Origin of the sequence: Nesterenkonia sp. AN1 (assembly GCF_000582475.1) — a bacterium.
Lineage (GTDB): Bacteria > Actinomycetota > Actinomycetes > Actinomycetales > Micrococcaceae > Nesterenkonia > Nesterenkonia aurantiaca.
The window spans coordinates 276,950-301,419 of the sequence record NZ_JEMO01000006.1 but is presented as its reverse complement, the minus strand read 5'-3'; the positions used below and the strand labels follow the sequence as shown (position 1 = coordinate 301,419).

Below are 24,470 nucleotides of genomic sequence, written 5' to 3'. Positions count from 1 at the left end.
AGCGGATGAGTGAGTATTACCAGCTGGGCAAGACCGACTCGGCGCCGCACGCGATCGCAGGAGTGGCCGAGCCGCCCACTGCGCAGGAGATGAACCGTCTGGCTGATCTGGTGCTGGCAGGCATGTACCGCGGCGATATCGATTCGGCCTTCGACCGGGCCGGGGCGTTCTGCCGAGTGATCGCCCGCGGCCAGGCGCTCTGGGCGGGGGGGCTCAGAGCGGCACAGTCCCGAATCCGCTCAGCGCCTCACCGAGCGGGCCGACCAGCTGCTGCGCACCGCGGAGGAGCTGGAGAGCGCTGCCAGAGGCTGTCGCGCCGGAACCCTCGACTGATCGGGATTTTTCTCGCGAAAAATGTAAATCTACTGGTGCAGAAACCTGGTTTCTGACTTTTCTAAAGGTATTGTGGAAGTCGCGACGCGCGGGTCCAGCAGATGCAGTGTGTCGCCGACCGGGCCCGGGGGGCTTTGGCGTACGGAACCAGTCACGACCAGCTCTCGCTGGCCGCACCAAGGGGCGCACCATGACAGATCAGCAGCCGAACTCTGGCCGGGAACCAGAGTGGGATCGCTTCACTCCGCCAGGCGGGCATCAGTCGGCCGACGGCCATCCGGGCTACGGCCAGGGCAGCTTCGGCGAATCGGGCTACCCGCAGCCTCCCGGCGGGCACGGATATCCCCAGGGGCCGCAGGGTCCTGGCGGGCCCAGTTACCCCGAGGGCCCCGGGGGCCCGATGTACCCGCAGGGTCCCGGTGGGCCCAGTGGCGGAGGCAAGGGACCCGGCAAGGGCCTGCTGATCGGGCTCATCGTGTCCGGCGTCGTCGTGGTGGGCGTGATCATCGCCCTGGTCATGATGCTCACCGGCGGCGGGTCTGCCGAGGCTGAGGATCAGACCGGTGACGCCGAAGCGGCCAGTGACACCGAAGCCGCCGAGGAGTCCGAGAACTCCGGGAGCGTCGAGACCGACGCCGAGACCCCCTACTCTGCGGTCGAGTCCTACTTCACCGCGCTCGCCGAGGGCGACGCGGAAGCCGCGCGCTCCCTGGTCTATGACGCCGGAGACACCACCTACCTCACCGAGGAGGTGCTCGCTGCCTCACTGGAGCTGGCCCCGATCACCGAGGTGGAGGTGGCCGAGGAGGAGACCACCGAAGACCTCGCGTTCTCTCACCAGGTCCAGGTCAGCTACACCCTCGGCGACGCCGCTGTGACCAAGCGGATCTACACCTACCAGAACAACGACACCGACTCCTGGGAGATCGACGGCGCTGCGACGCTGATGCAGCCAGATCTGGGTGACCTGGAGACCACGGTCAACGGCGAACCCGTGTCCGGCTCCGAGGTCACCGTCTTCCTCGGGCTGATCTACGAGATCGCCATCGATGACGAGAACTTCACCATCGACGGCGACGGCCTGGTCGAGGTGACGGAGAGCTACACCAGTGCCAGCACGCTCGATGTCGGACTCACCGAGGAGGCCACCGAGACCTGGCGCGAGCTGATCCTCAGCGAGGTCGAGGAATGCGTGGCCTCCACAGACCTGGAAGCCGGCTGCGGCCTCGACATGCCCGAAGACGCCTCCGGAGCCACCGTGATCGAAGGCAGCATCTCGCGTGCACTGCCGGCCGAGACCGACCAGGAGCTTCAGCGACTGACCCCGGAGCCCAGCTACTCCACGCCGACCCTGGTCGGTGCCGAGTACTTCAGCGGCCGCGTCGATGTGGAATATTAAGCCGAAGAGGACGGTGTGACCAGCCTCTACGAACTGTACTTCGGGGATCCGGGCACACTCGGGCGCCCCATGGTCGACATGACCGCCGATGAGCTGGAGGTCATCTGGGAGTAATGCTCCCCGGTGCGGGCTTACACTCTCCTCGTGCACCAGAACACTGCGAATCCCTCCACGGCGCTGCCCACCGGTGAATCGGTCCTGCAGGGCCTGCCCTGGCGATGGAACACCCAGGGCCGAATCTTCCTCATCGGTGGGCTGGGATTCATGTTCGATGCCTGGGACGTCTCGCTCAACGGAATCCTGATTCCGCTGCTCTCCGAGGAGTGGGACCTGACCCCCTCGGATGCTGCCTGGATCGGCACCGCCAACCTGATCGGCATGGCGGTGGGTGCCGTCATGTGGGGCACGATCGCTGACCGGATCGGGCGCAAGAAGGCGTTCGCCTGGACGCTGCTGATCTTCTCGCTGTTCACCGTGGCCGGCGCCATGACCGGGAGCCTGGAGTGGTTCGTGCTCTTCCGCTTCCTGGCAGGCGTTGGCCTCGGCGGCTGCATCCCGGTCGATTACGCCCTGGTGGGCGAGTTCACCCCGGCCAAACAACGCGGACGGGTGCTCACCGCCATGGACGGCTGGTGGCCCATCGGTGCGGCCCTGGCCGGCTTCGTCTCGGCCTGGTTGGTGGGGACCTGGGGGGATTGGCGGCTGCCGCTGCTGGCCATGATCCTGCCCGCGCTGCTGGTCTTCGCGGTGCGGCTCTTCGTGCCTGAATCCCCGATGTATCTCATGCGCCAGGGGCAGATGGAAGAGGCGCGCAAGGTCATCGACTCCATGGTGGCCCGCACCGGGGCTCCGGTCCGGGCGTACACCCTGGAGACCACCCAGGCCCCGGCGAAGCTGAGCTTCCGTGCGGTGGGCGAGCAGCTGAGGCTCGTCTGGGCGCATGGCTGGCGGGTCACCACCGTCTCCTGGGTGCTCTTCTTAGCGATCATGACCGTCTATTACATCGCGATCCAGTGGATGCCCACGCTTCTCATCGAGGCGGGGTATGAGCAGGATCAGGCGTTCATCCGCACCGCAGGAATGGCCGCCGTCGGACTCATCGGGGTCGTCATCTCCACGGTGCTGGTGGAGATCACCGGACGCCGGGTGCTGCTGGCGATCTCCGCGCCGCTGGCCACCGCGATGCTGGTGATTCTTGGACTCACCATGCACCTGCCCACGGCGGTGCTGATCCTGCTGCTGGGCTTTGGGATGGTGATCCAGATCGCGATCCCGGTGCTCTACACCTACGTCTCGGAGCTCTACCCCACGGAGCTGCGCGGATCCGGCTTCGGCTGGGCCTCGACCATCTCGCGGATCGGTGCCGGACTGGGCCCGCTGCTCTTCATCGCCTGGATGGAGCCGACCTTCGGTCTGGCCGGAGCCTTCGGGATCTGCCTGATCGGCGTGGTGCTGGCGGTGCTGCTGATGCTCAGGCTCGCTCCCGACACCACCGCCAGACAGCTCGACTGAGCGCGGCTCTTCCGGCTCGAGCCGGTGAACATCACGGAAACTTCCGGGCAATGTTTGAGGTGAAAATGTGACGTACTATTGCCTGCATCACTCGTTTCTCGGCACCCGTAGAGGTGCCGTTCTTGCACCATGAGGAGAGCCCCATGAAGAGGTCCTTCAAGACCCGCGGCACCATCGCCGCGACGGCCGCCGCAGCACTGCTCCTGTCCTCTTGTGGAGAGGCTCCCGAGGAGGACGGCGAGGGCGCCGCCGCCGAAGAGGTCGACTACAAGGCCTGCCTGGTCTCCGATGAGGGTGGCTGGGACGACCGTTCCTTCAACCAGTCCGCCTTCGAAGGCCTGGAGATGGCCATCGACGAGCTCGGCGTCGACTCCGCCGACGCGCAGTCCACCGCCGAGTCCGAATACGGCCCGAACGTGGACACCATGGTCCAGCAGAACTGCGACGTCGTCTTCGGCGTCGGCTTCCTGCTCGAGGAGGGACTGCGGGAGGCTGCCGAGGCGAACCCGGAGACAGACTTCGCGCTGATCGACTCCTACTTCAACTTCGAAGAGGGCGAAGAGCTCGAGAACGCCAAGCCGCTGGTCTTCAACACCGGTGAGGCCGCCTACCTGGCCGGCTACGTGGCGGCCGCGATGAGCGAGACCGGCGTCGTCGGCACCTGGGGCGGCATCCAGATCCCCTCGGTGACGGTCTTCATGGACGGCTACGCCGACGGTGTGGAGCGCTACAACGAGGACAACGACGGCGACGTCGAGCTGGTCGGCTGGGACAAGGAAGGCCAGACCGGGTCCTTCTCCGGTGACTTCAGCGACCAGACCCAGGGCCGCGAGGTCACTGAGCAGCTGCTGAGCCAGGACGCTGACATCATCATGCCTGTTGCCGGCAACGCCGCGTCGGCGCAGGACCCGCCCTGGAGGCGGCCGAGGCCAAGATGATCTGGGTCGACTCCGACGGCTACGAGTCCACCGACTACGGCGACATCGTGCTGACCTCGGTGCTCAAGGAGATCGGTCAGTCGGTCTACGCCACCATCGAGGAGGGCACTCAGGACGGCTTCAGCAACGAGTCCTACGTGGGCACCCTGGAGAACGAGGGTGTCGGCCTGGCACCGTTCCACGACTTCGAGGACGAGGTGCCCTCCGAGGTGACAGAGGCCATCGAGCAGCTGCGCCAGGAGATCATCGATGGCGACACCGCCATCGAGTCCGAGAACGCCCCGTCCTGACCCGATCCTCACCGACGAATAACTGATTGGCGACACCGCAGCGATGAAGCTTGAGCTCAGAGGGGTCACTAAGCGGTTTGGCTCCTTCACTGCCAACGACCGGATCTCCCTCACCGTCGCACCGGGCGAGATCCATGCCCTGCTCGGCGAGAACGGGGCCGGCAAGTCCACGCTGATGAACACCATCTACGGGCTCTACAGCCCCGACGAGGGTGAGATTCTGCTGGATGACAGGGAGGTCAGCTTCAACGGGCCCGGTGACGCAGTGGCCGCCGGGATCGGCATGGTGCACCAGCACTTCATGCTGATCCCGGTGTTCACCGTGACCGAGTCCGTCGCGCTGGGCTACGAGCCCACCCGCGCGGCGGGCATCATGGACATGGCCGTGGCCCGGGCGAAGGTGCTGGAGATCTCCGCGCGCTTCGGCTTCGACGTGGACCCCGATGCGCGCATCGAGGACCTCCCCGTCGGTGCTCAGCAGCGCGTGGAGATCATCAAGGCGCTCTCCCGCGACGCGAAGGTGCTCATCCTCGATGAGCCCACCGCAGTGCTGACTCCGCAGGAGACCGACGAGCTCATCACCATCATGGGCCAGCTGCGCGACTCCGGCACCTCCATCGTCTTCATCACTCACAAGCTGCGCGAGGTCCGCGCGGTGGCAGACCGCATCACCGTGATCCGGCGCGGCGCCGTGGTGGGGGAGACCTCGCCACAGTCCACCGAGACCGAGCTGGCCGGGCTGATGGTCGGCCGTGAGGTCAACCTGACCACCGCGAAGGAGCCGGCCGATCCCGGTGAGGTCAGCTTCGAGGTGCGCGGGCTGACCGTGCTCAGCAGTGCAGACAAGGTCGTCGTGGACGACGTCGATCTCTCCCTGCGGCGCGGCGAGATCCTGGTGATCGCCGGGGTCGACGGCAACGGCCAGAGCGAGCTGGCCCAGACCATCCTCGGGCTCCGAACCCCGGTGGCGGGCAGCATCCTGCTCGACGACCAGGATCTCGCCCCGCTCAGCGTCAAGCAACGCCTGGCCTCAGGACTGGGCTTCGTGCCCGAGGACCGCAGCACCGACGGCGTCATCGGCGCCTTCACCATCACCGAGAACTACGTGCTGGATATGTATGACCGGCCGCCGTACTCCGGGGGCCCCGGCAATGCGGCGCTGCGTCTTCCGGTCATGCGCGAGGCCGCGCAGACCCAGGCCGAACGTTTTGACGTGCGCATGGGCACCGTGGACGACCCGATCTCCACCCTCTCCGGAGGCAACCAGCAGAAGGTCGTGCTGGCCCGTGAGATGAGCCGCGACCTGCGGCTCTTCGTGGCGAGCCAGCCCACCCGCGGCCTCGACGTCGGCTCGATCGAGTTCGTGCACCGTACGATCATCGAGGAGCGTGACAAGGGCACGCCGTGCCTGATCGTCTCCACCGAGCTTGACGAGGCGCTGAACCTTGCCGACCGGATCGCGGTCATGTACCGCGGCAAGGTCGTAGGCATCGTGCCGGCCAGCACCAGCCGCGACGTGCTCGGCCTGATGATGGCCGGGGTGCCTGCCGATGAGGCGCAGGCCCAGGCCGCCACCCACCACACCGTGCTGGCCGAGGCCGATGAGCAGGCCGAAGCAGAGGAGAACCAGTGAGCGCATCAGGGTCCCAGCAGGGGATGACCCCTGCCCCGAAGCCCGAGCAGCAGAGCCCGTGGGCCGAGGCTGAGGGCCGGCTCTCGCGTGCCCTGCGCGAGCTGGGCCAGACCTCCTGGGTGGTCACCGTCCTCGCCGTCGTCGTCGCCCTGGTGGTCGGCGCGGTGCTGATCCTCGCCGCCAACCGCGATGTCCAGGCCAGCCTGAGCTACTTCTTCGCCCAGCCCACTGCCTTCCTGGAGACCTCCTTCCAGGTGCTGCGCGAGGCCTACTCCGCGCTGTTCCGCGGGGCAGTCTTCGACTGGCAGGCCCCCTCGGCGGCTCGGTCGATCCGGCCCCTGACTGAGACCATGGTCTACTCGGTGCCGCTGATCCTCGCGGGGCTCGGCATCGCCATCGGCTTCCGCTCCGGCATGCTGAACATCGGCGGGCAGGGCCAGATCATCCTGGGCGCCACCTCCGCCGGGTTCCTCGGCTACGCGCTGTCGCTGCCCACGGGGCTGCACGTGCTGCTCGCCCTCGCCGGCGGCATCCTCGGCGGTGCCATCTGGGGTGGGATCGCCGGTGTGCTGAAGGCTCGCACCGGGGCCAATGAGGTGATCGTGACGATCATGCTCAACAACATCGCCATCTACCTGCTCGCCTGGCTGCTGCAGCAGCAGTGGTACAAGCAGACCGGCTCCAACCAGCCGCTCTCGAGCTCAGTGGATGAATCCGCCCAGCTCTTCTCGCTGCTGGGCTCGGGCTTCCGGCTCCACGCCGGGTTCCTCATCGCGATCCTGGCCACCATCGGGGTCTGGTGGCTGCTGGAACGCTCCACGCTGGGCTTCGAGTTCCGCGCCATCGGGGAGAACCCCGAGGCGGCGCGCACCGCCGGGATCAACGTGCCCAAGGCCACCGCGCTGGTGCTGGTGATCGCAGGTGGCCTCGCCGGTCTCGGCGGCGCCGCCCACGTGCTGGGCACCGAATATCGACTCGCCGGCGGTGTGGCGGGCACCCTGGGCTTCGATGCCATCACCGTGGCGCTGCTCGGCCGCTCCAAGCCCCTGGGCACCTTCCTGGCCGGTCTGCTGCTGGGCGGGCTGCGCGCCGGCGGCGTGCTGATGCAGGCGCAGACCGGCACCCCGATCGACATCGTGCTGGTCCTGCAGGCAGTGATCGTGCTGATGATCGCCGCACCGCCGCTGGTGCGGGCCATCTTCTTCCTGCCCCACGCCGATGGACGCCCCCGGATCCGCCGACGCAGCGCACGACGCAAGACCGAAGCTTCGGCCGCCACATCCTCGGCCAGGCAGCCCGAGCTGCAGACCGCTTCCACCTCGAAGGCATCGAGCGCCGAACCTCCGAGCGCCGAGTCCCCGAGCACCTCGACACAGGAGCCTGGCAAGTGAGCGAACAGACCGTGAGCACCGCTGCCGTCCAGGCCGACCCGCTCAAGCAGTCGGCTACCGGAGTCCGTCCGATCTCCTGGAAGTACCCGATCACCTACGCGGTGCTGGCCGCGCTCGCGGTGCTCTTCGCGCTGACCATTCCGGCGGGTGCACGGACTCACTTCCGCCTCTCCTCGGGCGGAGACTTCTTCGAGATCCCGCTGGTGGAGCTGCCTTCACGTCCAGCCGGCTGGATCCTCGCGGTGATCCTGGTGGCGCTGGCCGGCCTCGCGATCTGGCAGGCGTCACGTCGCGTGCAGACCCGCCTGTGGCTGCCGCTGCTCTTCGGCGTACTCTTCGTGCTCGCGTTCCTGGTCTGGGCCGGCGCCGACCGAGGTGCCGTCATCCCGCTGGTCACCATGCTCACCGGGGCGCTGGCGCTCTCGGTGCCGCTGATCTTCGGCGCCATGTGCGGACTCGTCGGCGAGCGTTCCGGCGTGATCAACATCGCGATCGAGGCCCAGCTGCTGGCCGGCGCCTTCCTGGCCGCCGTCGCCGCCTCGGTGTTCACCAGCGCCTACATGGGACTGGTCTTCGCCCCGATCGCCGGCGCGCTGGTCGGCGCGCTGCTTGTGTTCTTCTCGGTGAAGTACCAGGTGAACCAGATCATCGTCGGCGTGGTGCTCAACGTGCTGATCATCGGACTGACCGGGTTCCTCTTCTCCACCGCGCTGACCCAGAACCCCGAGCTGTGGAATGCCCGGCAGCAGCTGCCGCGACTGCCGATCCCAGGACTCTCGCAGATCCCGGTCATCGGCCCGGTGCTGTTCAACCAGACCATCCTGGTCTACCTGATGTACCTCATCGTGGGACTGCTCAACTTCTTCCTGTTCCGCTCGCGCTGGGGGCTGCGCACCCGTGCGGTGGGCGAGCACCCCAAGGCCGCGGACACCGTGGGCATCAAGGTCAACCGGATGCGGGTCTACAACGTGATCCTGGGTGGGGCGATCGCCGGTCTCGGCGGCGCGTTCTTCACCATCGGGCAGGGACTCGCCTTCGGCAAGGAGATGTCGGCAGGCGCGGGCTTCATCGCCCTGGCCGCGATGATCCTGGGCCGCTGGCACCCCATCGGAGCCTTGCTGGCCGCGCTGCTGTTCGGCTTCTCCACCTCGCTGGGCAACACGCTGGCCACCATCGGGACACCCGTGCCCTCGGAGGCGCTGCTGATGCTGCCCTATCTGATCACCATCCTCGCGGTGGCAGGCTTCGTGGGGCGGGTCCGGCCCCCTGCGGCCAACGGCACCCCGTATGTGAAATAGCGCAGGTGGTGATCGCTCGTCTTTACCGCAGCCGAGCTTCCGTATAGGCTCTGACCAGCTCAAGCAACGGGCTCTTGATCCACTACTCAAGGGTTGCTTATGGAGCATTTTTCAGATCCGATCGCCCGGCCCTCCGGCGGGCACACCGCGGTTCCCCCGCAGGATTCCCGCATCATGCGCGTCATGGATCTCATGTCGCGCGTCGAGTCAGTCGTCTCCATGACCGCACCGCTGCGCGATGCCGCAGCTCTGGTGCGGGGAATGGATGCGGCCGTGCTGGTCGTGGGGCTCTCGCACCAGCCGATGGGGCTGATCACCGAGGCCGCCCTGAGCGAGGTGGCCGGGAAGCACCCCGAGCAGTGGGAGAAGAAGCGGTGCGCCGCGCTGGTCGGCGCCTCACCCCAGCCGCTGGGCCTGGAGGATCCGATCGAGGCAGTGCTGGCCCGCTACCGCGTCTCCGGAGCGCAGCCGCTGCTGGTGCTCGATCGAGACGAAGCGGTGGGCATCATCTACCCTGACCCGGTCTTCAGCTGGTGCCTGACCCAGCCCTCCGCGGTGTTCGACGCGCTCGGCCTCGGCCGCGACCCCCGCTGATCCACGTTTCATGCTGATCCGCGGCCCCCGCCCTCGCTCCGCCTGACGCCCTCCTGACCTCCCCTCATGTCCTGACCAGCTGCCGCGGTGAATTACTGTGGGCACTGGATTGCATGAGACCCACGACACACCAGAATGAGGCGCCATGAGAATCGCAGTCACAGGATCCACCGGCAAGCTCGGCACAGTCGTGGCGCGGGAGCTCCGATCGGCAGGCCATGAAGTCATCGGCCTCGACGTCGAAGGCGCCCGCGGCCCCGGTTTCGTGAAGCTTGACCTCACCGACTACGGCCAGGTCATCGATGCGCTCGGGGGAGTCGGGGATCAGCACGAGGGCGTGGAGGCGGTCGTGCACCTGGCGGCCGTCCCGGCTCCCGGGATCCGCACCGACGTGGCCACCTTCCACAACAACATCAACGCCACCTTCAACGTCTTCTGGGCCGCAGCCCGGCTCGGGATCGAGCGGATCGTCTACGCCTCTTCCGAGACGGTGCTGGGGCTTCCCTTCGACACCCCGCCGCCGTACATCCCGGTGGACGAGGCGTACCCGGCCCGGCCCGAATCCACCTACTCGCTGGTCAAGCACCTCGAGGAGCAGATGGCCATCGAGCTGGTCCGCTGGAACCCGCAGCTGGCCATCACCGCGCTGCGCTTCTCCAATGTGATGAACCCCGAGGATTACGCAGATTTCCCCGGCTTCGACTCAGACGCGACGCTGCGCAAGTGGAATCTCTGGGGCTACATCGACGCGCGCGACGGCGCTCACGCGATCGAGCGTGCGCTCGAGGTCGCCGGCCCCGGATTCCAGCGCTACATCATCGCCGCCGCAGACACCGTGATGTCCCGACCGAACGCCGAACTCGTCGCCGAGGTCTTCCCCGAGGTTGAGCTGCGCGGGGAGCTCGGCGTCCATGACACGCTGCTCTCCATCGAGAAGGCCCGCCGGGAGCTCGGCTACGCGCCGAAGCACTCCTGGCGCGACGCCTCGGGCACCGCCTCGTAGTCTCAGCAGGCAGGCAGGCAGGCAGGCAGGCTCAGGCGCACAGACAGGCGGCCCTGCGCTCCAGTGATGGAGCGCAGGGCCGCCTGTCTTGTGTGGTCTGCCGCAGCAGGCCGAGTCAAGAACGCACATCCACCTTTCGGGTCTGCGGATACCGGATCTCTTCGACCATCTCCTGCACGTATTCGCTCGGGGGCGCAGTGAGCTTGGAGACCACCACGATCACGATGAAGTTGAGCGCAGCACCGATCGCACCGATGCCTCCGGGGAGACGTTGAAGATATGATCGTTCGCGCCGGTGCCGAAGACCTCCAGCGTGTAGATCATGTAGGTGCCGGTGAACGCGAGACCGGTCAGCATGCCTGCAGTGGCACCCGGTCCGTTGGCCTTCTTCCAGAAGATCCCGAGGATCAGGATCGGGAAGAAGGTCGCCGCAGCGAGTCCGAAGGCGAACGCGACCACCTGGGCCACGAATGCCGGCGGGTTGATGCCGGCCCAGATGGCGAACAGGATCGCAACGCCCATGGCGATGCGTCCGACCATCATCTGCTCCTTCTCCGAAGCGCCGGTCTTCTTGATGACCCGGAAGTACAGGTCGTGGGAAGCGGCCGAGGAGATGACCAGCAGCAGGCCAGCCGCGGTGGACATGGCAGCTGCCATGCCGCCGGCGGCCATCAGCCGACGATCGGAGCGGGAAGCCCGCCGATCTCCGGCGATGCCAGGACCAGGATGTCGTTGTTGACGATCAGGTCAGCCCCGGAGGTGGCGATGTTGGAGACCGTACCGATCGTCTCGACGTCGTCGTTGACGGTCACCAGCCCGGTCGGAGCCCAGGTGTTGATCCAGTCAGGCAGGTTGTCTGGTGCCTGGCCCTGCACGCCCTGGAGCAGGTTCAGCTTGGTGAAGGCGCCCACGGCAGGAGCCGTGAGGTAGAGCAGCGAGATGAAGAACAGCGCCCAGAAGGCCGAGTAGCGCGCACCGCGGACCGTCTTGGTCGTGTAGAAGCGGATGATCACGTGCGGAAGGCCGGCGGTGCCCAGCATCAGCGAGAGCGTCACCAGGAATACGTCGATCTGGCCGCCTGCGCGGCCCGAGAACGCCTCGGTGAACTCGTTGAGTCCGAACTCCACGCTGAGCGAGTCCAGTTCTGCCAGGATCTGCCCGTAGGAGATCTGCGGAACCGGAATACCCGTGGTCTGGTAGGCCACGGCGAAGGCCGGGATCAGGTAGGCGATGATCAGCACGGTGTACTGCGCCACCTGGGTGTAGGTGATGCCCTTCATGCCGCCGAGGACTGCGTAGATGAAGATGACGACGGCGACCAGCACCACGCCCCATTCGATGCTCAGTCCCAGGAAGCGGCTGAAGACGATGCCGCCGCCGGCCATCTGGCCGACCACGTAGGTGAAGGAGACCACGATCGCGGCGACGGCCGCGACGATGCGCACCGACTCCGAATAGCGGTCGCCCACGAACTCGGGCACCGTGAACTTGCCCCATTTGCGGAGGTAGGGAGCCAGCAGCAGTGCAAGCAGCACATAGCCGCCGGTCCAGCCCATCAGGTAGACCGAGCCGTCGGAGCCCAGGAAGGCGATCAGGCCCGCCATGCCGATGAAGCTGGCGGCGCTCATCCAGTCTGCCGCGACCGCGGCGCCGTTGGCGAGGGTCGGCACACCCTGAGAGGCGACGTAGAACTCCTTGGTCTCCTTCACCCGGGAGCGCCACGCGATGATGATGTAGATGCCGAAGGTCAGGATGATGAAGAAGAAGGTCCAGAACTGAGTCTCGTTCACTTGTAACCACCTTCTTCGTTGCGCTCGGAGACGCCGAACTCATCATCGATCTTGTCCATCCAGAGGGCGTAGACCAGGATCAGGACCACGAAGACGTAGATCGATCCCTGCTGGGCGAACCAGAGGCCGAGCGGGAAGCCGAGAATCACGATGTTGTTGAGCGGCTCGATCAGCAGGATGCCGAAGCCGAATGAGACGGTGAACCAGATGACCAGCAGCGTGATCATCAGTCGGAGGTTCTTCTTCCAGTAGCGCTTGCGCCAACTGGTGTCCTCCGTCTCTGGCGGACCGCCGGAGGTTCCCTCATGTGCCACATCGGACATGGGAGGCTCCCTTCCTAGTGCGAGTAGTGCGGGGCGATTCACCCGCGCGGATGCGCAGGGACTGGTCTAAGACAGTCAAAATGTGGCGCGGATCACAAGTCCGGGGACCTCCAGCGGTGTATCTGTGTTTGCCAGCGGCATGAATTCCGCGCTGAACGGAGAATCCGGCGAGAATGACCGCTCGCGGACCAGAATCTGCCGTTCAGCGCGGGAATGCCGCCGCTGGTCAGGTTCTCCGGAGCAGGCTTCGCCTGTGGCGCTGATCACATCTAGGATGGCGACATGACCACCACAGCGGACAAGGGCATCTACGGCGGGATCACTGCGCGCTTGAAGGCTGGCAGCGCCACCGGCTGGGGCGTCTTTCATCCCGGCAGCAAGGCGATGATCCTCGGCGGACTCATGATGATCGTCTCCGCGTTCCTGCCCTGGGTCTACCTTCCCTTCATGGAGCAGGTCACCGGAGAGACTTATGTGCTGCGAGGCACCGACGGTCCCGGCGTGATCACCCTGGCGGTGGGCTTCCTGGCTTTCGCCGGCGCATTCGTGCCGCGCCGGAAGCTGGCGATCGCGCACGCCGCGATCCCCGGGCTCATCGTGGCAGGCATTGTGCTGCTGCAGGCCTGGAACCTCCTGGCCTTCTCGGCGAGCTCCGGCGCCTGGGGCGGACTGCTTCCCGGCATGGGGCTCGTCCTCGCCGGCGGCGGTGCCGTGGTGCTGCTGAAGTCGGCGTGGAGCATGTACCGGACGTGGCTCCCCGCCTGAGGGGATATGGCCAGCGGTGGTGAAACCCTCTTCCGCGGGTTCGACGCCGGAATCATCCCAGCCACAGCCTCGACCGGCCAGCGCACATCTTCCTCACGGCGAGCTCTCTGATCCGGTCTTCCCGGATGACGCCGCCTTCGTCTTTGACAAGGATGTCCGCGACACCCCCGCCGAGGTCGATGCCGCCTTCCGCGCCCAGCGCGGGGTGGCACTGGCCTACTTCCTGGTCTTCCTGGTGCTGGTGGCGGCGTTCCCGGTGTTGACCATGACGCTGCAGTGGTGGACCGAGGCGCGGGTCTTCGGGGAGCTCAGCCCCGGCTTCGTCGCCGCGGCCGGAGGGCTCTACCTGGCGTTCGCCGTCATCGGCATTGCTGCGGCCCGACTCAGCGCCTCGGTGGAGTCACGCATGCTGGGGGGCCAGCAGGGACTCCACGACGAGGACGATGCGTCCGGTCCGGCGCCCGGCGCCACGCTCGGCACGGAGGATCCTCGATGACCTCGACTGCGGTGGTGACGCTTGCCGCAGTGCTGATCGTCGTGCTCGGCGTCTCCTTCATCAGCCGACCTCGGGGCCCCTCCACCGTGGACTTCTACCTCGCGGGCCAGCGGGTCGGGGTCATGACCAATTCCTGGGCGATCTGCGGGGACTACCTCTCGGCCGCCTCCTTCCTCGGGGTGGCAGCAGCCGTCTACGTCTCGGGACTGGACGGCGCCTGGTACGCCGTAGGCTTCGCCGCCGGCTTCGTGCCGGTGCTGCTGCTCATCGCCGCGCCGCTGCGCCGCTTCGGAGAGTTCTCGCTGGCCGACTTTCTCGGCCGCCGGATGGATTCGGGCCCGGTTCGGCTGGCCTCGGTGGGCGTGGTCCAGCTCGTGATCCTCTGCTATCTGGTGCCGCAGTCGGTGGGCGGCGGCATCACCTGGGAGCTGCTGGTCGGGCAGGGCCTGCTGGGACTCTCGCCCTATGCGACCGGGGTGCTGCTCTCCACGGCTGTGGTCGCCGTCGTCGTCGCCTTCGGCGGGATGCGCGGGACCACCTGGAACCAGGCGGTGCAGTTTCTGCTGCTCTTCGCCGCCCTGGTCTGGCTCGCCGTGGTGGTCACCGCGGACGGCTTCCGCTATGGGGAGGCGGTGCAGAGTCTGAGTGAGGCCCCGTTGGCGAATCCCACCCTCGGCGGCGCAGAGGGGCAGGAGTGGACGCTCACCGAGGAGACCAATCACATGCACCCGGGGGAGCCGGCGCTCTTCGGTGAGCCCGGGGCCCGCTACGGGCCGCTGGGTCAGGTGGCGCTGGTGGTCACCCTGGGGCTGGGCACCGCCGGGCTGCCGCATGTGATGAACCGGTACTTCACCTCACCGACCGGCAAGGCCGCGCGCACCACCACCGTCTGGGTGCTGGCGCTGATCGGCGCGTTCTACGCGATGGCGATCATGCTGGGCACCGCCGCCCGGGACATCATCCCCGACGCCGTCGCGGGCCGGCCCTGGCTTCAGGAGCTCACCGTGAACGGGGTGCTGCATACTCCGGAGCACGCGCTGCCGGTGCTCGGTAGGATCTACGGCGAGCAGACCGGGTTGGGTCTGATCGCCGCTGCCGCGCTGATCGCCGCGATGTCCACGGTGGCCGGACTGCTGCTGGCCTCGGCGGCGACCTGGGGCCATGACGTCTACGAGCGCCACATCAACCCGCGCGCCACGCAGCGCCAGGCGGTCTGGGCCGGGAGGATCACCACGCTGCTGGGGGCCGCGCTCGCGGCGGGCCTGGCCATCGCACTGCGTCCCGAGGCCTTCGCCCCGGCGATGCCCTCGCTGGTCGCCACCATGGTGACCTGGGCCTTCGCCGTGGCCGGATCAGCATTGACCCCGGTGCTGGTGCTCGCGATCTGGTGGCACCGCACGACGGCGGCCGGGTCCCTGGCCGGCCTGCTCACCGGGGCGGTCCTCTCGGTGTCCATGTTCATGACCGCCGGGCTGATCGAGACCGACTGGCTGCGCGAGCTGCTCGCCGCCCCGACCCTGGTGGTCGCACCGATCACGGTGGTGGTGGTGGTGCTGGTCTCGCTGCGCACCAGGGCACCCGACGGGGTGCAGGCGCACTGGGTGCGGATGCATGGAACTGCCGCGGACCGCCGCGCGGAGCGCATGGCCCGACTGACCCGAGGAGGCGTGGATGCGCGGTAGCGCGATGTTGGCGGCCGGAGTGACCCTGATCTGGGTGCTGGTCTATCTCGGCACCCAGGTGTTCGCGGACCCGGCTCTGCCGATGCTGCCCACCCTCGGACTCGGACTCGGGCTCACGGTCGCAGCGGTGCTGGGTTATCCCTCGGCGCTGCGCGGGCCACCGGCCGGCGTCGTCAGCGTCCGGTCTCCCCCCGGGAGGTCGAGGTCAGCCGCGGGGTGCGCAACCTCGCCGCGGCGGGGCGCTCCATGCCGCTGCGCGCCGGACTGACCCCGGAGGCCGCCCGGCGGACCTGCGAGCTGCTGCGCCCGATGCTCTCCGGCGACGCGGTCTCGATCACCGACCGGGAGCAGATCCTGGCCTATGTGGGACCTGGTGCCGATCACCATCGTGAGGGGGCCCAGATGCAGACCTCCGCGGCGCCGCGCACCATCGCCAAGGGCAAGACCCAGGTGGTCCGCGACCGCGCCGGGGTGGGCTGCAAGAAGCCCGACTGCGAGGTCACCTCGGCGGTGATCGTGCCGCTGCGCGTGGGTGCCCGGGTGATCGGAACCCTCGGGGTCTACCAGGCAGAGACCGAGATCCCGCCGCGTCAGCTGGTCGAGGACATGGCCTCCATGCTCTCGCTGCACCTGGAGCTCGCCGAGCTCGACCGCGAGAAGCAGCTGGCCACCGACGCGCGGCTCAACGCGCTGCGCGCCCAGATCAACCCGCACTTCCTGTTCAACATCCTCAACACCATCGCCTCGAAGGCCCGCACCCGGCCCGATGAGGCCCGCGAGCTGCTGCTGCGACTCTCCGAGTTCTTCCGCTACGCGGTGCGCCAGGAGGGGCACTATGCGGAGTTCACTCAGGAGTACTACTTCGTGCGCACCTACGTGTCGTTGGAGCAGGCGCGCTTCGGGGACCGGCTCAAGGTCCGCTACGACATCGACCCTCAGGTGCTCACCACCCGGGTGCCGGTGCTGATGATCCAACCTCTGGTGGAGAACGCGGTCAAGCACGGCATCTCGGGCAAGCCTGCTGGCGGGACCGTGCATCTGCGCGCCAGAGTGGATCCGTTGGCCCGCACCACGAGCATCCGGGTCAGCGACGACGGGGTGGGGATGGCTTCTGATGTGCTGGCGCAGATGGCCGACGGTGCCGGTCGCCTCGGGGGAGGGGAGACGGTGCCCGATGATCCCAACCACGCCGGCGTCGGTCTGCAGAACATCACGGAACGGCTGAACTCGCTGTTCGGGGACCGCTACGACCTCTCGATCTCGACGCCGCGCTCCGGGGGCACCGTGGTGGAGCTCCAGATTCCACTGCGGTGATGACGATCACAATGGTCTGGATGTTCCCCCTATACTGAGTGGATGCATCCACGCGCTCTGATCGTGGACGACGAGGCTCCTGCCCGCGAGGAACTCCGGTTCCTGCTCGAGGAGATCGGCGGCGTCCAGGTGGTGGGAGAAGCCACCAATGGTGAAGAGGCGCTCCTGCTGCTGAACTCCCTGGCCTATGACCTGGTCTTCCTCGACATCCGCATGCCCGGGCTCAGCGGGCTTGAGGTCGCGCAGCGGCTGCGCGGCGCCAGCGCTCCCGAAGGGGTGCGGCGGCCTCAGGTCATCTTCACCACCGCCTACCCGGATCATGCCGTGGAGGCCTTCGACCTCGCGGCCGCGGACTACCTGGTCAAGCCGTTCTCCGCCGACCGACTCCAGCGATCCGTGCAGCGGGCGCTCGCCGGCGCCGAGGCCGCATCCTCACCCGTGACCGCCCCCGGCGCCCGCCGTGCCAGGGCCCGCCGCGCCGGCCACGCGCCCGGCGCAGCAGCTGGTGCGGATCCCTGTGCAGAAGGACGGCAGGACGGTGCTCGTGGACGGCGAGGCGATCGTCTATGCGGTGGCGGCGCGCGGCTATGCCTCGCTGAAGCTCACCGACGATCGCGTGCTGGTCTCCTTCTCGCTCAATGAGCTCGAACGTCGACTCCAAGGTCACTTCTTCCGGGTGCACCGCTCGTATCTGGTCAATCTGCGCTACGTCCGGGAACTGGTGCCAGACTTCCGCGGCGCGCTGGTCCTGGTGCTCAATGACCGTCAGCGCAGCCGAGTGGAGGTCTCCCGCCGGCACGCGCCCGAGCTGCGCCGTCGCCTCGGGGTATGAGCGCTGCGGCTAGCTGCGCGGGTGATCCTCGGGGAACGCCTGCGGCATCGGCCTGGTCGGCGCGGTGCCGGACCGCCCACCGGGAGCCGTGCCCGGCTGCGCCGTGGGCGCAGGAGCCTGGTCCAGTCCTCGGGGGCCGCTCTCCGGCGCCTTGCCTCGGTCCTGCTGCCCCTTCGCCGGGGAGCTTCCGGCGGTCGCGGAAGCTCGCGCGACCTCGGGGCGCTTCGCGGATGCCGGGGCAGGCTGCTGCGCCGCCGGCTGACGCCCCCAGGCCTTGATGCAGCCAAGGACCACATAGGCGATGAGCAGGGCCAGGGCAAGCAGTCCATGCAGGATCATGGTCGCGGTCGCGCCGGCCGCCTCCTGGTTGGTCAGCGCCAGCACGAACATCCCGATGCTGTGCACGATGGTCAGTTCCATCAGGCCGGGGTAGGCCCGGGGGCGCCAGGCGACGAGGGCGAAGAGCCCCGCGAAGACGATCAGCCCGAACGCGTGCCAGGCCTCCGCGAGGAACGTCTCGGAGGTGGTGAGCTGGAGCTGAGCCAGTGACCAGCCGGCGAAACCCGCGGCGCCGAGCGCTGAGACGATCAGCAGGGTGCGCCCGGTGGCTCGTCGTCGTGATGCGGTGATCTCTGCGGCCATGATGAATCCTCTGATCTGCACTTGGGGGAACTGCCCCGGGGGCGGTGTGCTCCCATGGTCTCAGCTTAGGCCCGCGCTCAGCGGCTGACCAGTGAGGAGAGCCCTTCGAGAGGCATCTGGTGCAGTGCTCCCGCTGGGATCAATCGCATGGAATGATCCTGACTGTTGCGTGGTTCACACAACACGAGGGCACGGTTGCCCTCAGACACAGACGCAGGATGAGAGAGGTTGCCGATGGCTACTGTTCCCACGATCACACTCAATGATGGAACCGCGATCCCCCAGCTCGGCTTCGGGGTCTGGCAGGTCCCGGCCGACGACGCCGAGAAGGTGGTCGCTGAAGCGCTGAAGGTCGGATACCGGCATATCGACAACGCTGCCGTCTACGGCAACGAAGAAGGCGTGGGACGCGCCATCGCCGCCTCCGGAATCCCCCGCGAGGAGCTCTTCATCACCACCAAGGTCTGGGTGAACGACTTCAAGGCCGGAAACACCAAGCAGGCGCTTCGCACCTCGCTGGAGAAGCTGGGCCTGGACTACGTGGATCTGTACCTGATCCATTGGCCCGCGCCGGCCGACGAGGCCTACCTCGATGCCTGGAAGGCGATGGAGGAGCTGCAGGCCGAAGGGCTGACCCGCAGCATCGGCGTCTCGAACTTCCTGCCCGAGCACCTCGAGCGCGTGGCCGAGGCGGGCACTGTGATTCCAGCGATCAACCAGGTGGAGATCCACCCGGCGCTGCAGCAGCGCGACATCCAGGAGGCCAACGAGCAGCACGGCATCAAGACGCAGGCCTGGAGCCCGCTGGCCCAGGGTGCGGTCTTCGAGGATCAGCCCGTGGTCTCCGCGGCCCAGGCGCACCAGGTGTCCCCCGCGCAGGTCGTGATTCGCTGGCACCTGCAGCGCGGACGCATCCTGTTCCCCAAATCGGTGACTCCGGAGCGTATCGCGTCGAACTTCGACGTCTTCGGCTTCGAGCTCACCGAGGAGGAGCTCACCGCCATCGACGGACTCGAGCGCGACGGTCGGACCGGCCCCAACCCGGGAGAGTTCAACCCCTCCTGAATCGTTGCCGCCGAGCCCTGGGCGAGCGCAGATCCTGGGCCGTGTTGCAGACCCTCGGTGGTGGCACAGAGAAGAGCAGGGCCCCAGTTCAGATCGAACTGGGGCCCTGCTCTGTCTCAGCCCAGCGCCTGCGGGGAGGCGCTCGACCGGCACCCGCAGATCAGCGCCGGGTGTTCTCCTCGGTCCTATCCGGCTTCGGCTCGGTCTCGGCGTTGCCGACGGCCTCCTCGTAGATCTGCTCGGATTCCCACTGCTGACCGGTGGCGGACTGGGTGAACTCCGGGGTCTCGAAGACCTGATCGCCGATCGGGTCCGTGAAGGCGACGTCCTCATCCCAGCCGATGGTCCCCGTCTCGGGGTTGACCACGGTGGAGTGGGACGGGACGTCCTGGATCGCGAACACCATGTCATCGGCGGCGAACGGGGTCGAGATCGCCGACTCCTTGGACGTGTGCTTGTCCAGTCCCGCCAGCGTGGCGGAGGTGCCTCCCAGGAAGCCCTTGAAGGCGGCGCGCTGGCCGGTGAGGATCGAACGCAGGTTCCGGTGCACACCGGGGGTCGAGTCCCCGCCGCCGGAGGCGCTGCGCGCGGTGTCCACCAGGGCAGCCTTGCTCGCCGTGGGCCGGATCCGGACGTAGCGGGGCATCGTGGCGGTCTCGTAGTTGAACATCTTGACCTGTGCGATCACCGCGAGCACCATCACGATCGACATGGGAGCCGCCGCGCTGATGGCAGCAACCTGCAGCACCCGTAGTGACGCATCCGCCGCTTCTCCGCCGCCGGCGGCCAGCAGCACGATGGCGGTGATCGCGATGAAGACGGTCCAGAAGACCCGAGTCAGCTTGGGGGTTTCGGTGCGCCCGCCGTAGGCGAGCACATCGGTGACCAGCGAGCCGGAGTCTCCGGAGGTGACGAAGAAGATCGCGATCACCAGAATGGCCACCACCGCAGTGATCGACGCCAGAGGGAGCTGCTCCAGCAGGGTGAAGGTGGAGCCGACAGTGTCGATCTCGCCGTCTTCGCCCACCATGGCGCCCTCGGTCATCTGGAACCAGATGCCGGAGGAGCCGAAGATGGTGAACCAGATCAGACCCACCAGGGTGGGTGCCAGCAGCACTCCCATCACGAACTGGCGGATGGTCCGGCCTCGGGAGATCCGCGCGATGAACATGCCCACGAAGGGTGCCCAGCTCATCCACCAGCCCCAGTAGTAGATGGTCCAGTCGGCGGACCAGCCGCCATCCTCGCCACCGGCGTAGCTTGCGCCGGTCTCGAACAATAGCTGTGGGAAGGCCATCAGGTATTCACCCAGGTTGCCCACCATCGACTGCAGCAGGAACAGGGTTGGGCCCGCGATCAGGATGAACAGCGCGAGAAGCGCGGCGAGCACCATGTTGAAGTTTGAGAGCCACTTCAGGCCCTTGTTCACTCCGGTGACCACCGAGAAGGTGGCGATCGCCATGATGACCACGACAATCATGGTCAGCAAGATGTTGCTCGTCGGGTCCTCGACCCACCCCATGAAACCGAGTCCTGCCGCGATCTGCTGAGTGCCGATGCCCAGGGAGGTCACGATGCCGAAGACGGTGCCGACGATGGCGATGACGTCGATGACGTGACCGACCCAGGATTCGATGAGCTTGCGTCCGAAGACCGGCTCCAGGAGCCAGCGCACGGAGAGCGGGCGTCCACGGCGGAAGGTCATATAGGCAAGTCCGAGGCCGAAGACGACATAGATCGCCCACGCATGCAGGCCCCAGTGGAACATCGACTGCCCCATGGCGGACCCCATATTGGCAGCCTCTCCGGCCTCGATCATCACACCGTCGGCGTCCACGCCGACAGCTCCGGTGACATCCGGCGGTGCGATGAAGTGCCAGAGCGGCTCGGCCACACCCCAGAAGACGAGTCCGATGCCCATGCCTGCGGCGAAGAGCATGGTGAACCAGGAGCCGAGCGAGAACTCAGGCTTCTCGTCGTCGCGGCCCAGGCGGATGTTGCCGGCCTTGGAGGCTCCGGCCCAGAGGGCGAAGACCACGAAGCCGGTGGCGGTCAGGACGTACCACCAGCCGACGGTCTCCACGATGCCGGAGTTCAGCGTCTCGAAAGCCTCGGCGCCGTTTGACGCTCCCCAGAGGGTGGCGAAGATCAGGCCGGCGACGATGATGAGCACGGCGGGGATGAATACGGGCTTGTTCAGGCCGCGCCAGGCATCAGCCGGCGACCAGTCCCGTAGTCGAGCTTCGGGTTGCGAAGCCATGAAGTCCTCCTCAGTCAGGTGAGAGTGTTCTCTAGTTGTGTGCGAGATGATTCAGCGAGCAGCTTGTCCTTCGTTCCAGACACAGAAAACGACGACGTCGGCTCCGTGGTCGCAGCGGCGGGGTGATTCCCCTGGTCCCGGTGCGGCAGTCAGCAGAGCTCTGCGTCGTCGTCAGAAGTGTCGTGCACTCACAAAGGTGTAGCGTTCGTCTACTATTTACACACTCTATGGTCTTGTAATGCAACTGCTGCGGCCCCAGGAGACCTCCGTCACCGTACGGTTCAGCTCCGCAGTGCGAGCTCATGCATCTCGCCGCTCGACTATTACGCCTTGATAACTGTTTGCCTCAGCAGCGTCCTGGGGTTGGCACGGCCGGGGTGCCCCACTACGGTGTAACCCATGCCCAATGGCCAGCAACGATCTGAGCTGCGGGCCAGAGGATCCTTGCGCAGCGGCCTCGCCGGCTGCCTTGTGACCGGCCTGATGGTGGCAGGATCTTCCGGCGCGCACGCCGCAACTCCCACAGGCGGCCCCAGCAGCAGTGACCCCACCAGCAGCAATGTCGAGAGTGGTGGGAGTGCGAGCAGCGCCCCCTTCTATCCGACCCCGGGACAACCCCTGGCGAGGGCTGAGTCCCTGGAGCCCGCCACGACCGTGGAGAAGACCTCTGGCGATATCCGGGTCGCCACCCTGCATGCCCAGATTCGCGGCGGCTCCTCCGCGGAGGTGCTGGAGGAGCTCGACGGCGGCATGCACCCGCAGGCCCGGGTCTTGGCCGAGACGGTTCAGGTCAACGCTCCCGACGTGCTGGTGCTGACCGGACTCAGCTATGACGAGCAGCAGCAGATCGCGGCGACCGTCAACGAGGAGTACCTCTCTCGCGGTCAGAACGGCCAGTCCGGCATCACGTACCCCCATGTCTACACCGCACCGACCAACTCCGGCATCGAGTCTGGCGCGGATCTCGACGGCGACGGACGGATCGGCGGGCCCGCGACGCGCTGGGCTATGGCCGCTATGCGGGGGAGCGCGGCATGGCTGTGTTTTCCACCCACCCGATCGTCGAGGATGAGGTCCGTACGTTCCAGGACTTCCTCTGGCAGGACATGCCGGAGAACTCGATCCCGGAGGACGAGTTCTCGAAGCTGGAACAGTCGGTGCTTGCGCTGCCCAGCACCAGCCTGTGGGACATTCCGCTCGAGGTTCCCGGCGAGACCGGGCACGTGCATGTCGTGGCCACCGATCTCACCAGCCCCCCAGGCCCCACCAGCCCCGACGTGGCCCGCAGCGAGGACCAGCGTCGAATGGTCGCTGAGTTCATCTCCGGAGCCTCCTGGTACCTCTATGACGACAAGGGCACCTACGGCGGTCTCGAGCCCGGCACCCCGTTCGTGCTCGCCGGAAGCCTCGCCGACGCGAAGGAGCTGCAGACCTGGCCGGGCGATCAGGTTCCGGCGCTCGCCTCGCTGCTCGAGGGAGGCGCCATCCAGGACCCCGGGCCTGAGGCGGTCACGGAAGAGCCCCTGTCGCAGCGCCGCGACGCCGCAGTTGATCCCCAAGCAACCCACGGCCTGGCCGGCGGCGATGCGGTGCGGTCCTCCTATGTGCTGCCCGCGACCGACCTCGATATCGACAGCTCCGGCGTCTTCTGGCCCGCAGAGGGAGAGTTCGGCTTCAATCTGGTGGATCCGGCAGACCCAGACGCTCCGGTCGGCCGGCTCGTCTGGCTGGACATCGCCGGGAGCTGAATTGCTTCCCGACTCCTCGGGGTCACACCTTAGACTGAGGCCATGAAGAAGTCCTCAGCGAATGGGAAACTCATGGGCACTGCGGCTTCCGGCTTCTTCGCCCAGCAGACGGCATCAATGGTCAAGGGTCACGCCTTTGACGATTCCGGCAAGCTGACGCCGCGGGCGGAGACCTGGTTGACCCGGGCCGTGACCGTGCAGCGCCCGCTGGTGCTGGCGAATCTGCGCAGGCTGCGCAAAGCTCACCCCGGCCTCTCCAACCGCCAGCTGGCCGCTGCGCTGGACAAAGACTTCACCCGCGCGATGACCGGCGGTGGTGCCCTGATCGGGGCCACCGCAGCGGTCCCGGCCGTCGGCACGGTCACCTCGCTGGGGCTCTCAGCGGCGGCCACGGGCAGCTTCCTCGAAGCCTGCGCGCTCTACGCCCAGTCGATCGCCGAGCTCTCAGGGATCAGCACCGCAGACCCTGAAAGGGCGAAGTTGCTGGTGATGGGTGTGATGCTCGGCGATCAGGGCCGCAAGCTCCTGGGGGAGCTTTCCCAACAGGCCGGCGGCAAGGGGGCCGGCCCGTTCTCCTCCCTGGTCCCGATGAACATCTCCTCCGGCTCTACTGGAGTCTCGGGACTGGTGGTCAATCAGATCAAGCGCCAGTTCATGCGCCGATTCTTCATCCGTTCCGGCACCTCGATGTTGGCCCGCGCCATACCCTTCGGCATCGGGATGGTCGTCGGCGGCGCCGCGAACCACCGGCTGGCCAGCCAGATCGTGAAGTCCGCCCACAAGACGTTCGGCGAGCTGCCGGAGCAGACACCAGCGGCCCTGACGGCCGATATGGAGCGCGCGCTGGAGCGTGAGCGGCTGCGGACCGAGCGCAAGGCTCGGCGCGGGCGCAAGCGTGAGATCCTCGCCGAGCGCCGGTCCAAGAGCGGCTCGCAGGGCGAGACCTCGGCCGAGGCACTGGAAACCAGCCAACCCACCTCCGACGCGACGCGTCGCTGAGCAGACTCCACCCCCGGGACCGCTTCATGCCATGTTCACTCAGGATTCTCCGGATGTTCCCCCCGATCGTCGCGGCCCGTTGTCCTTCTGGGTCCAGTCTGGAGCCGTGATGACAGACCTCGCGCAGAACCGAGATCCCGCAGGCCCGCTTCGACCGGCTCCT

Annotated in this window: 25 protein-coding genes; 20 read left to right on the top strand and 5 right to left on the bottom strand. The window is 67.2% G+C overall.

All coding sequences use genetic code 11. From position 1 onward, the window contains the following. Positions 1 to 5 precede the first annotated feature (5 nt). The 10 genes from BG28_RS16150 to BG28_RS05200 all read left to right on the top strand — a co-directional run bounded on the left by BG28_RS16150 (position 6) and on the right by BG28_RS05200 (position 10,391). Complete coding sequence (locus BG28_RS16150; protein WP_235180977.1) at positions 6 to 389, top strand: hypothetical protein; 384 nt, start codon at positions 6 to 8, stop codon at positions 387 to 389. 134 nt (positions 390 to 523) lie between these two features. Next, positions 524 to 1,732, top strand: coding sequence for a hypothetical protein (locus BG28_RS14260; protein ID WP_152539218.1), 1,209 nt, complete (start codon positions 524 to 526; stop codon positions 1,730 to 1,732). A 144-nt stretch (positions 1,733 to 1,876) separates the two neighbouring features. After that, a complete protein-coding gene (locus BG28_RS05230) occupies positions 1,877 to 3,244 on the top strand; it encodes an MFS transporter (protein ID WP_036474697.1) in 1,368 nt (455 codons plus the stop codon). Positions 3,245 to 3,387: 143 nt separating this feature from the next. Further along, the gene (locus tag BG28_RS05225) at positions 3,388 to 4,182 is read left to right on the top strand and encodes a BMP family ABC transporter substrate-binding protein (protein ID WP_369797190.1); all 795 of its coding nucleotides are present in this window, start codon (positions 3,388 to 3,390) and stop codon (positions 4,180 to 4,182) included. Beyond that, positions 4,179 to 4,472, top strand: a complete 294-nt coding sequence (locus BG28_RS16730) for a BMP family protein (protein WP_369797189.1) — start codon at positions 4,179 to 4,181, stop codon at positions 4,470 to 4,472. Before BG28_RS05225 ends, BG28_RS16730 begins: the two co-directional genes overlap by 4 nt. A 43-nt stretch (positions 4,473 to 4,515) precedes the next feature. Beyond that, the gene (locus BG28_RS05220) at positions 4,516 to 6,105 is read left to right on the top strand and encodes an ABC transporter ATP-binding protein (RefSeq protein ID WP_036474601.1); all 1,590 of its coding nucleotides are present in this window, start codon (positions 4,516 to 4,518) and stop codon (positions 6,103 to 6,105) included. A 23-nt stretch (positions 6,106 to 6,128) separates the two neighbouring features. Then, positions 6,129 to 7,496: an ABC transporter permease gene (locus tag BG28_RS05215; protein WP_036474600.1), complete on the top strand. Its 1,368-nt coding sequence runs from the start codon at positions 6,129 to 6,131 to the stop codon at positions 7,494 to 7,496. After that, complete coding sequence (locus tag BG28_RS05210) at positions 7,493 to 8,794, top strand: ABC transporter permease (protein ID WP_235180976.1); 1,302 nt, start codon at positions 7,493 to 7,495, stop codon at positions 8,792 to 8,794. The genes BG28_RS05215 and BG28_RS05210 overlap by 4 nt, the downstream gene beginning before the upstream one ends. Before the next feature lie 99 nt (positions 8,795 to 8,893). Next, entirely contained in the window at positions 8,894 to 9,388 is a 495-nt protein-coding gene (locus BG28_RS05205; RefSeq protein WP_036474599.1) for a hypothetical protein, read from the top strand. Between the two features lie 145 nt (positions 9,389 to 9,533). Beyond that, entirely contained in the window at positions 9,534 to 10,391 is an 858-nt protein-coding gene (locus tag BG28_RS05200; RefSeq protein ID WP_036474598.1) for an NAD(P)-dependent oxidoreductase, read from the top strand. A 219-nt stretch (positions 10,392 to 10,610) separates the two neighbouring features. On the opposite strand, the gene BG28_RS16145 is transcribed toward BG28_RS05200, so the two are convergent. Genes BG28_RS16145 through BG28_RS05190 form a run of 3 tightly spaced genes read right to left on the bottom strand, consistent with a single transcriptional unit; the run spans position 10,611 to position 12,504 of the window. Then, complete coding sequence (locus BG28_RS16145) at positions 10,611 to 11,036, bottom strand: hypothetical protein (RefSeq protein ID WP_235180975.1); 426 nt, start codon at positions 11,034 to 11,036, stop codon at positions 10,611 to 10,613. Between the two features lie 26 nt (positions 11,037 to 11,062). Beyond that, positions 11,063 to 12,181: a VC_2705 family sodium/solute symporter gene (locus tag BG28_RS05195; protein ID WP_235180974.1), complete on the bottom strand. Its 1,119-nt coding sequence runs from the start codon at positions 12,179 to 12,181 to the stop codon at positions 11,063 to 11,065. Beyond that, on the bottom strand, positions 12,178 to 12,504 hold the full coding sequence (locus tag BG28_RS05190; RefSeq protein WP_036474597.1) for a DUF4212 domain-containing protein: 327 nt from the start codon (positions 12,502 to 12,504) through the stop codon (positions 12,178 to 12,180). The genes BG28_RS05195 and BG28_RS05190 overlap by 4 nt, the downstream gene beginning before the upstream one ends. Positions 12,505 to 12,786: 282 nt before the next feature. Between BG28_RS05190 and BG28_RS05185 the strand changes: the two genes are divergently transcribed. Genes BG28_RS05185 through BG28_RS16140 form a run of 7 tightly spaced genes read left to right on the top strand, consistent with a single transcriptional unit; the run spans position 12,787 to position 17,593 of the window. Continuing rightward, positions 12,787 to 13,269 (top strand): hypothetical protein, encoded by a 483-nt coding sequence (locus tag BG28_RS05185; RefSeq protein WP_051501016.1) that lies wholly within the window; start codon positions 12,787 to 12,789, stop codon positions 13,267 to 13,269. A 16-nt stretch (positions 13,270 to 13,285) separates the two neighbouring features. Then, positions 13,286 to 13,765 carry a hypothetical protein gene (locus BG28_RS05180; RefSeq protein ID WP_200869295.1) on the top strand — a complete coding sequence of 160 codons (480 nt, stop codon included), beginning with the start codon at positions 13,286 to 13,288 and terminating at the stop codon, positions 13,763 to 13,765. Then, the gene (locus BG28_RS05175; RefSeq protein WP_036474596.1) at positions 13,762 to 15,447 is read left to right on the top strand and encodes a cation acetate symporter; all 1,686 of its coding nucleotides are present in this window, start codon (positions 13,762 to 13,764) and stop codon (positions 15,445 to 15,447) included. The genes BG28_RS05180 and BG28_RS05175 overlap by 4 nt, the downstream gene beginning before the upstream one ends. Then, positions 15,437 to 15,715, top strand: a complete 279-nt coding sequence (locus BG28_RS05170) for a hypothetical protein (protein ID WP_036474595.1) — start codon at positions 15,437 to 15,439, stop codon at positions 15,713 to 15,715. The genes BG28_RS05175 and BG28_RS05170 overlap by 11 nt, the downstream gene beginning before the upstream one ends. Then, positions 15,664 to 16,761 carry a histidine kinase gene (locus BG28_RS05165; RefSeq protein ID WP_051501015.1) on the top strand — a complete coding sequence of 366 codons (1,098 nt, stop codon included), beginning with the start codon at positions 15,664 to 15,666 and terminating at the stop codon, positions 16,759 to 16,761. The genes BG28_RS05170 and BG28_RS05165 overlap by 52 nt, the downstream gene beginning before the upstream one ends. Before the next feature lie 42 nt (positions 16,762 to 16,803). Then, positions 16,804 to 17,403, top strand: a complete 600-nt coding sequence (locus BG28_RS05160) for a LytTR family DNA-binding domain-containing protein (RefSeq protein ID WP_235180973.1) — start codon at positions 16,804 to 16,806, stop codon at positions 17,401 to 17,403. After that, entirely contained in the window at positions 17,300 to 17,593 is a 294-nt protein-coding gene (locus tag BG28_RS16140; protein WP_369797188.1) for a LytR/AlgR family response regulator transcription factor, read from the top strand. The genes BG28_RS05160 and BG28_RS16140 overlap by 104 nt, the downstream gene beginning before the upstream one ends. A gap of 9 nt (positions 17,594 to 17,602) precedes the next feature. Here the strand turns inward: BG28_RS16140 and BG28_RS14255 are convergent, their stop codons facing one another. Further along, positions 17,603 to 18,235, bottom strand: a complete 633-nt coding sequence (locus BG28_RS14255; protein WP_051501014.1) for a hypothetical protein — start codon at positions 18,233 to 18,235, stop codon at positions 17,603 to 17,605. A gap of 234 nt (positions 18,236 to 18,469) precedes the next feature. On the opposite strand from BG28_RS14255, the gene BG28_RS05150 reads away from it, so the two are divergent. After that, positions 18,470 to 19,300: an aldo/keto reductase gene (locus BG28_RS05150; protein ID WP_036474594.1), complete on the top strand. Its 831-nt coding sequence runs from the start codon at positions 18,470 to 18,472 to the stop codon at positions 19,298 to 19,300. Positions 19,301 to 19,460: 160 nt separating this feature from the next. Here BG28_RS05150 and BG28_RS05145 read toward each other — a convergent pair whose 3' ends face one another. Then, the gene (locus tag BG28_RS05145) at positions 19,461 to 21,560 is read right to left on the bottom strand and encodes a BCCT family transporter (RefSeq protein ID WP_084479460.1); all 2,100 of its coding nucleotides are present in this window, start codon (positions 21,558 to 21,560) and stop codon (positions 19,461 to 19,463) included. A 1,001-nt stretch (positions 21,561 to 22,561) separates the two neighbouring features. Here BG28_RS05145 and BG28_RS05140 point away from each other — a divergent pair. After that, positions 22,562 to 23,308, top strand: a complete 747-nt coding sequence (locus tag BG28_RS05140) for a hypothetical protein (protein ID WP_369797194.1) — start codon at positions 22,562 to 22,564, stop codon at positions 23,306 to 23,308. A 42-nt stretch (positions 23,309 to 23,350) separates the two neighbouring features. After that, the gene (locus BG28_RS05135) at positions 23,351 to 24,307 is read left to right on the top strand and encodes a hypothetical protein (RefSeq protein WP_133725650.1); all 957 of its coding nucleotides are present in this window, start codon (positions 23,351 to 23,353) and stop codon (positions 24,305 to 24,307) included. Positions 24,308 to 24,470 lie beyond the last annotated feature (163 nt).

Coding starts and splice junctions, on each gene's coding strand:
- BG28_RS05215 (WP_036474600.1), top strand. CDS start 6,129: ATGACCCCTGCCCCGAAGCCCGAGCAGCAGAGCCCGTGGGCCGAGGCT.
- BG28_RS05170 (WP_036474595.1), top strand. CDS start 15,437: ATGCGCGGTAGCGCGATGTTGGCGGCCGGAGTGACCCTGATCTGGGTG.
- BG28_RS05220 (WP_036474601.1), top strand. CDS start 4,516: ATGAAGCTTGAGCTCAGAGGGGTCACTAAGCGGTTTGGCTCCTTCACT.
- BG28_RS14255 (WP_051501014.1), bottom strand. CDS start 18,235: ATGGCCGCAGAGATCACCGCATCACGACGACGAGCCACCGGGCGCACC.
- BG28_RS05190 (WP_036474597.1), bottom strand. CDS start 12,504: ATGTCCGATGTGGCACATGAGGGAACCTCCGGCGGTCCGCCAGAGACG.
- BG28_RS14260 (WP_152539218.1), top strand. CDS start 524: ATGACAGATCAGCAGCCGAACTCTGGCCGGGAACCAGAGTGGGATCGC.
- BG28_RS16730 (WP_369797189.1), top strand. CDS start 4,179: ATGATCTGGGTCGACTCCGACGGCTACGAGTCCACCGACTACGGCGAC.
- BG28_RS05145 (WP_084479460.1), bottom strand. CDS start 21,560: ATGGCTTCGCAACCCGAAGCTCGACTACGGGACTGGTCGCCGGCTGAT.
- BG28_RS05185 (WP_051501016.1), top strand. CDS start 12,787: ATGACCACCACAGCGGACAAGGGCATCTACGGCGGGATCACTGCGCGC.
- BG28_RS16145 (WP_235180975.1), bottom strand. CDS start 11,036: ATGTCCACCGCGGCTGGCCTGCTGCTGGTCATCTCCTCGGCCGCTTCC.
- BG28_RS05150 (WP_036474594.1), top strand. CDS start 18,470: ATGGCTACTGTTCCCACGATCACACTCAATGATGGAACCGCGATCCCC.
- BG28_RS05135 (WP_133725650.1), top strand. CDS start 23,351: ATGAAGAAGTCCTCAGCGAATGGGAAACTCATGGGCACTGCGGCTTCC.
- BG28_RS05205 (WP_036474599.1), top strand. CDS start 8,894: ATGGAGCATTTTTCAGATCCGATCGCCCGGCCCTCCGGCGGGCACACC.
- BG28_RS05200 (WP_036474598.1), top strand. CDS start 9,534: ATGAGAATCGCAGTCACAGGATCCACCGGCAAGCTCGGCACAGTCGTG.
- BG28_RS05160 (WP_235180973.1), top strand. CDS start 16,804: ATGCATCCACGCGCTCTGATCGTGGACGACGAGGCTCCTGCCCGCGAG.
- BG28_RS05175 (WP_036474596.1), top strand. CDS start 13,762: ATGACCTCGACTGCGGTGGTGACGCTTGCCGCAGTGCTGATCGTCGTG.
- BG28_RS16150 (WP_235180977.1), top strand. CDS start 6: ATGAGTGAGTATTACCAGCTGGGCAAGACCGACTCGGCGCCGCACGCG.
- BG28_RS05225 (WP_369797190.1), top strand. CDS start 3,388: ATGAAGAGGTCCTTCAAGACCCGCGGCACCATCGCCGCGACGGCCGCC.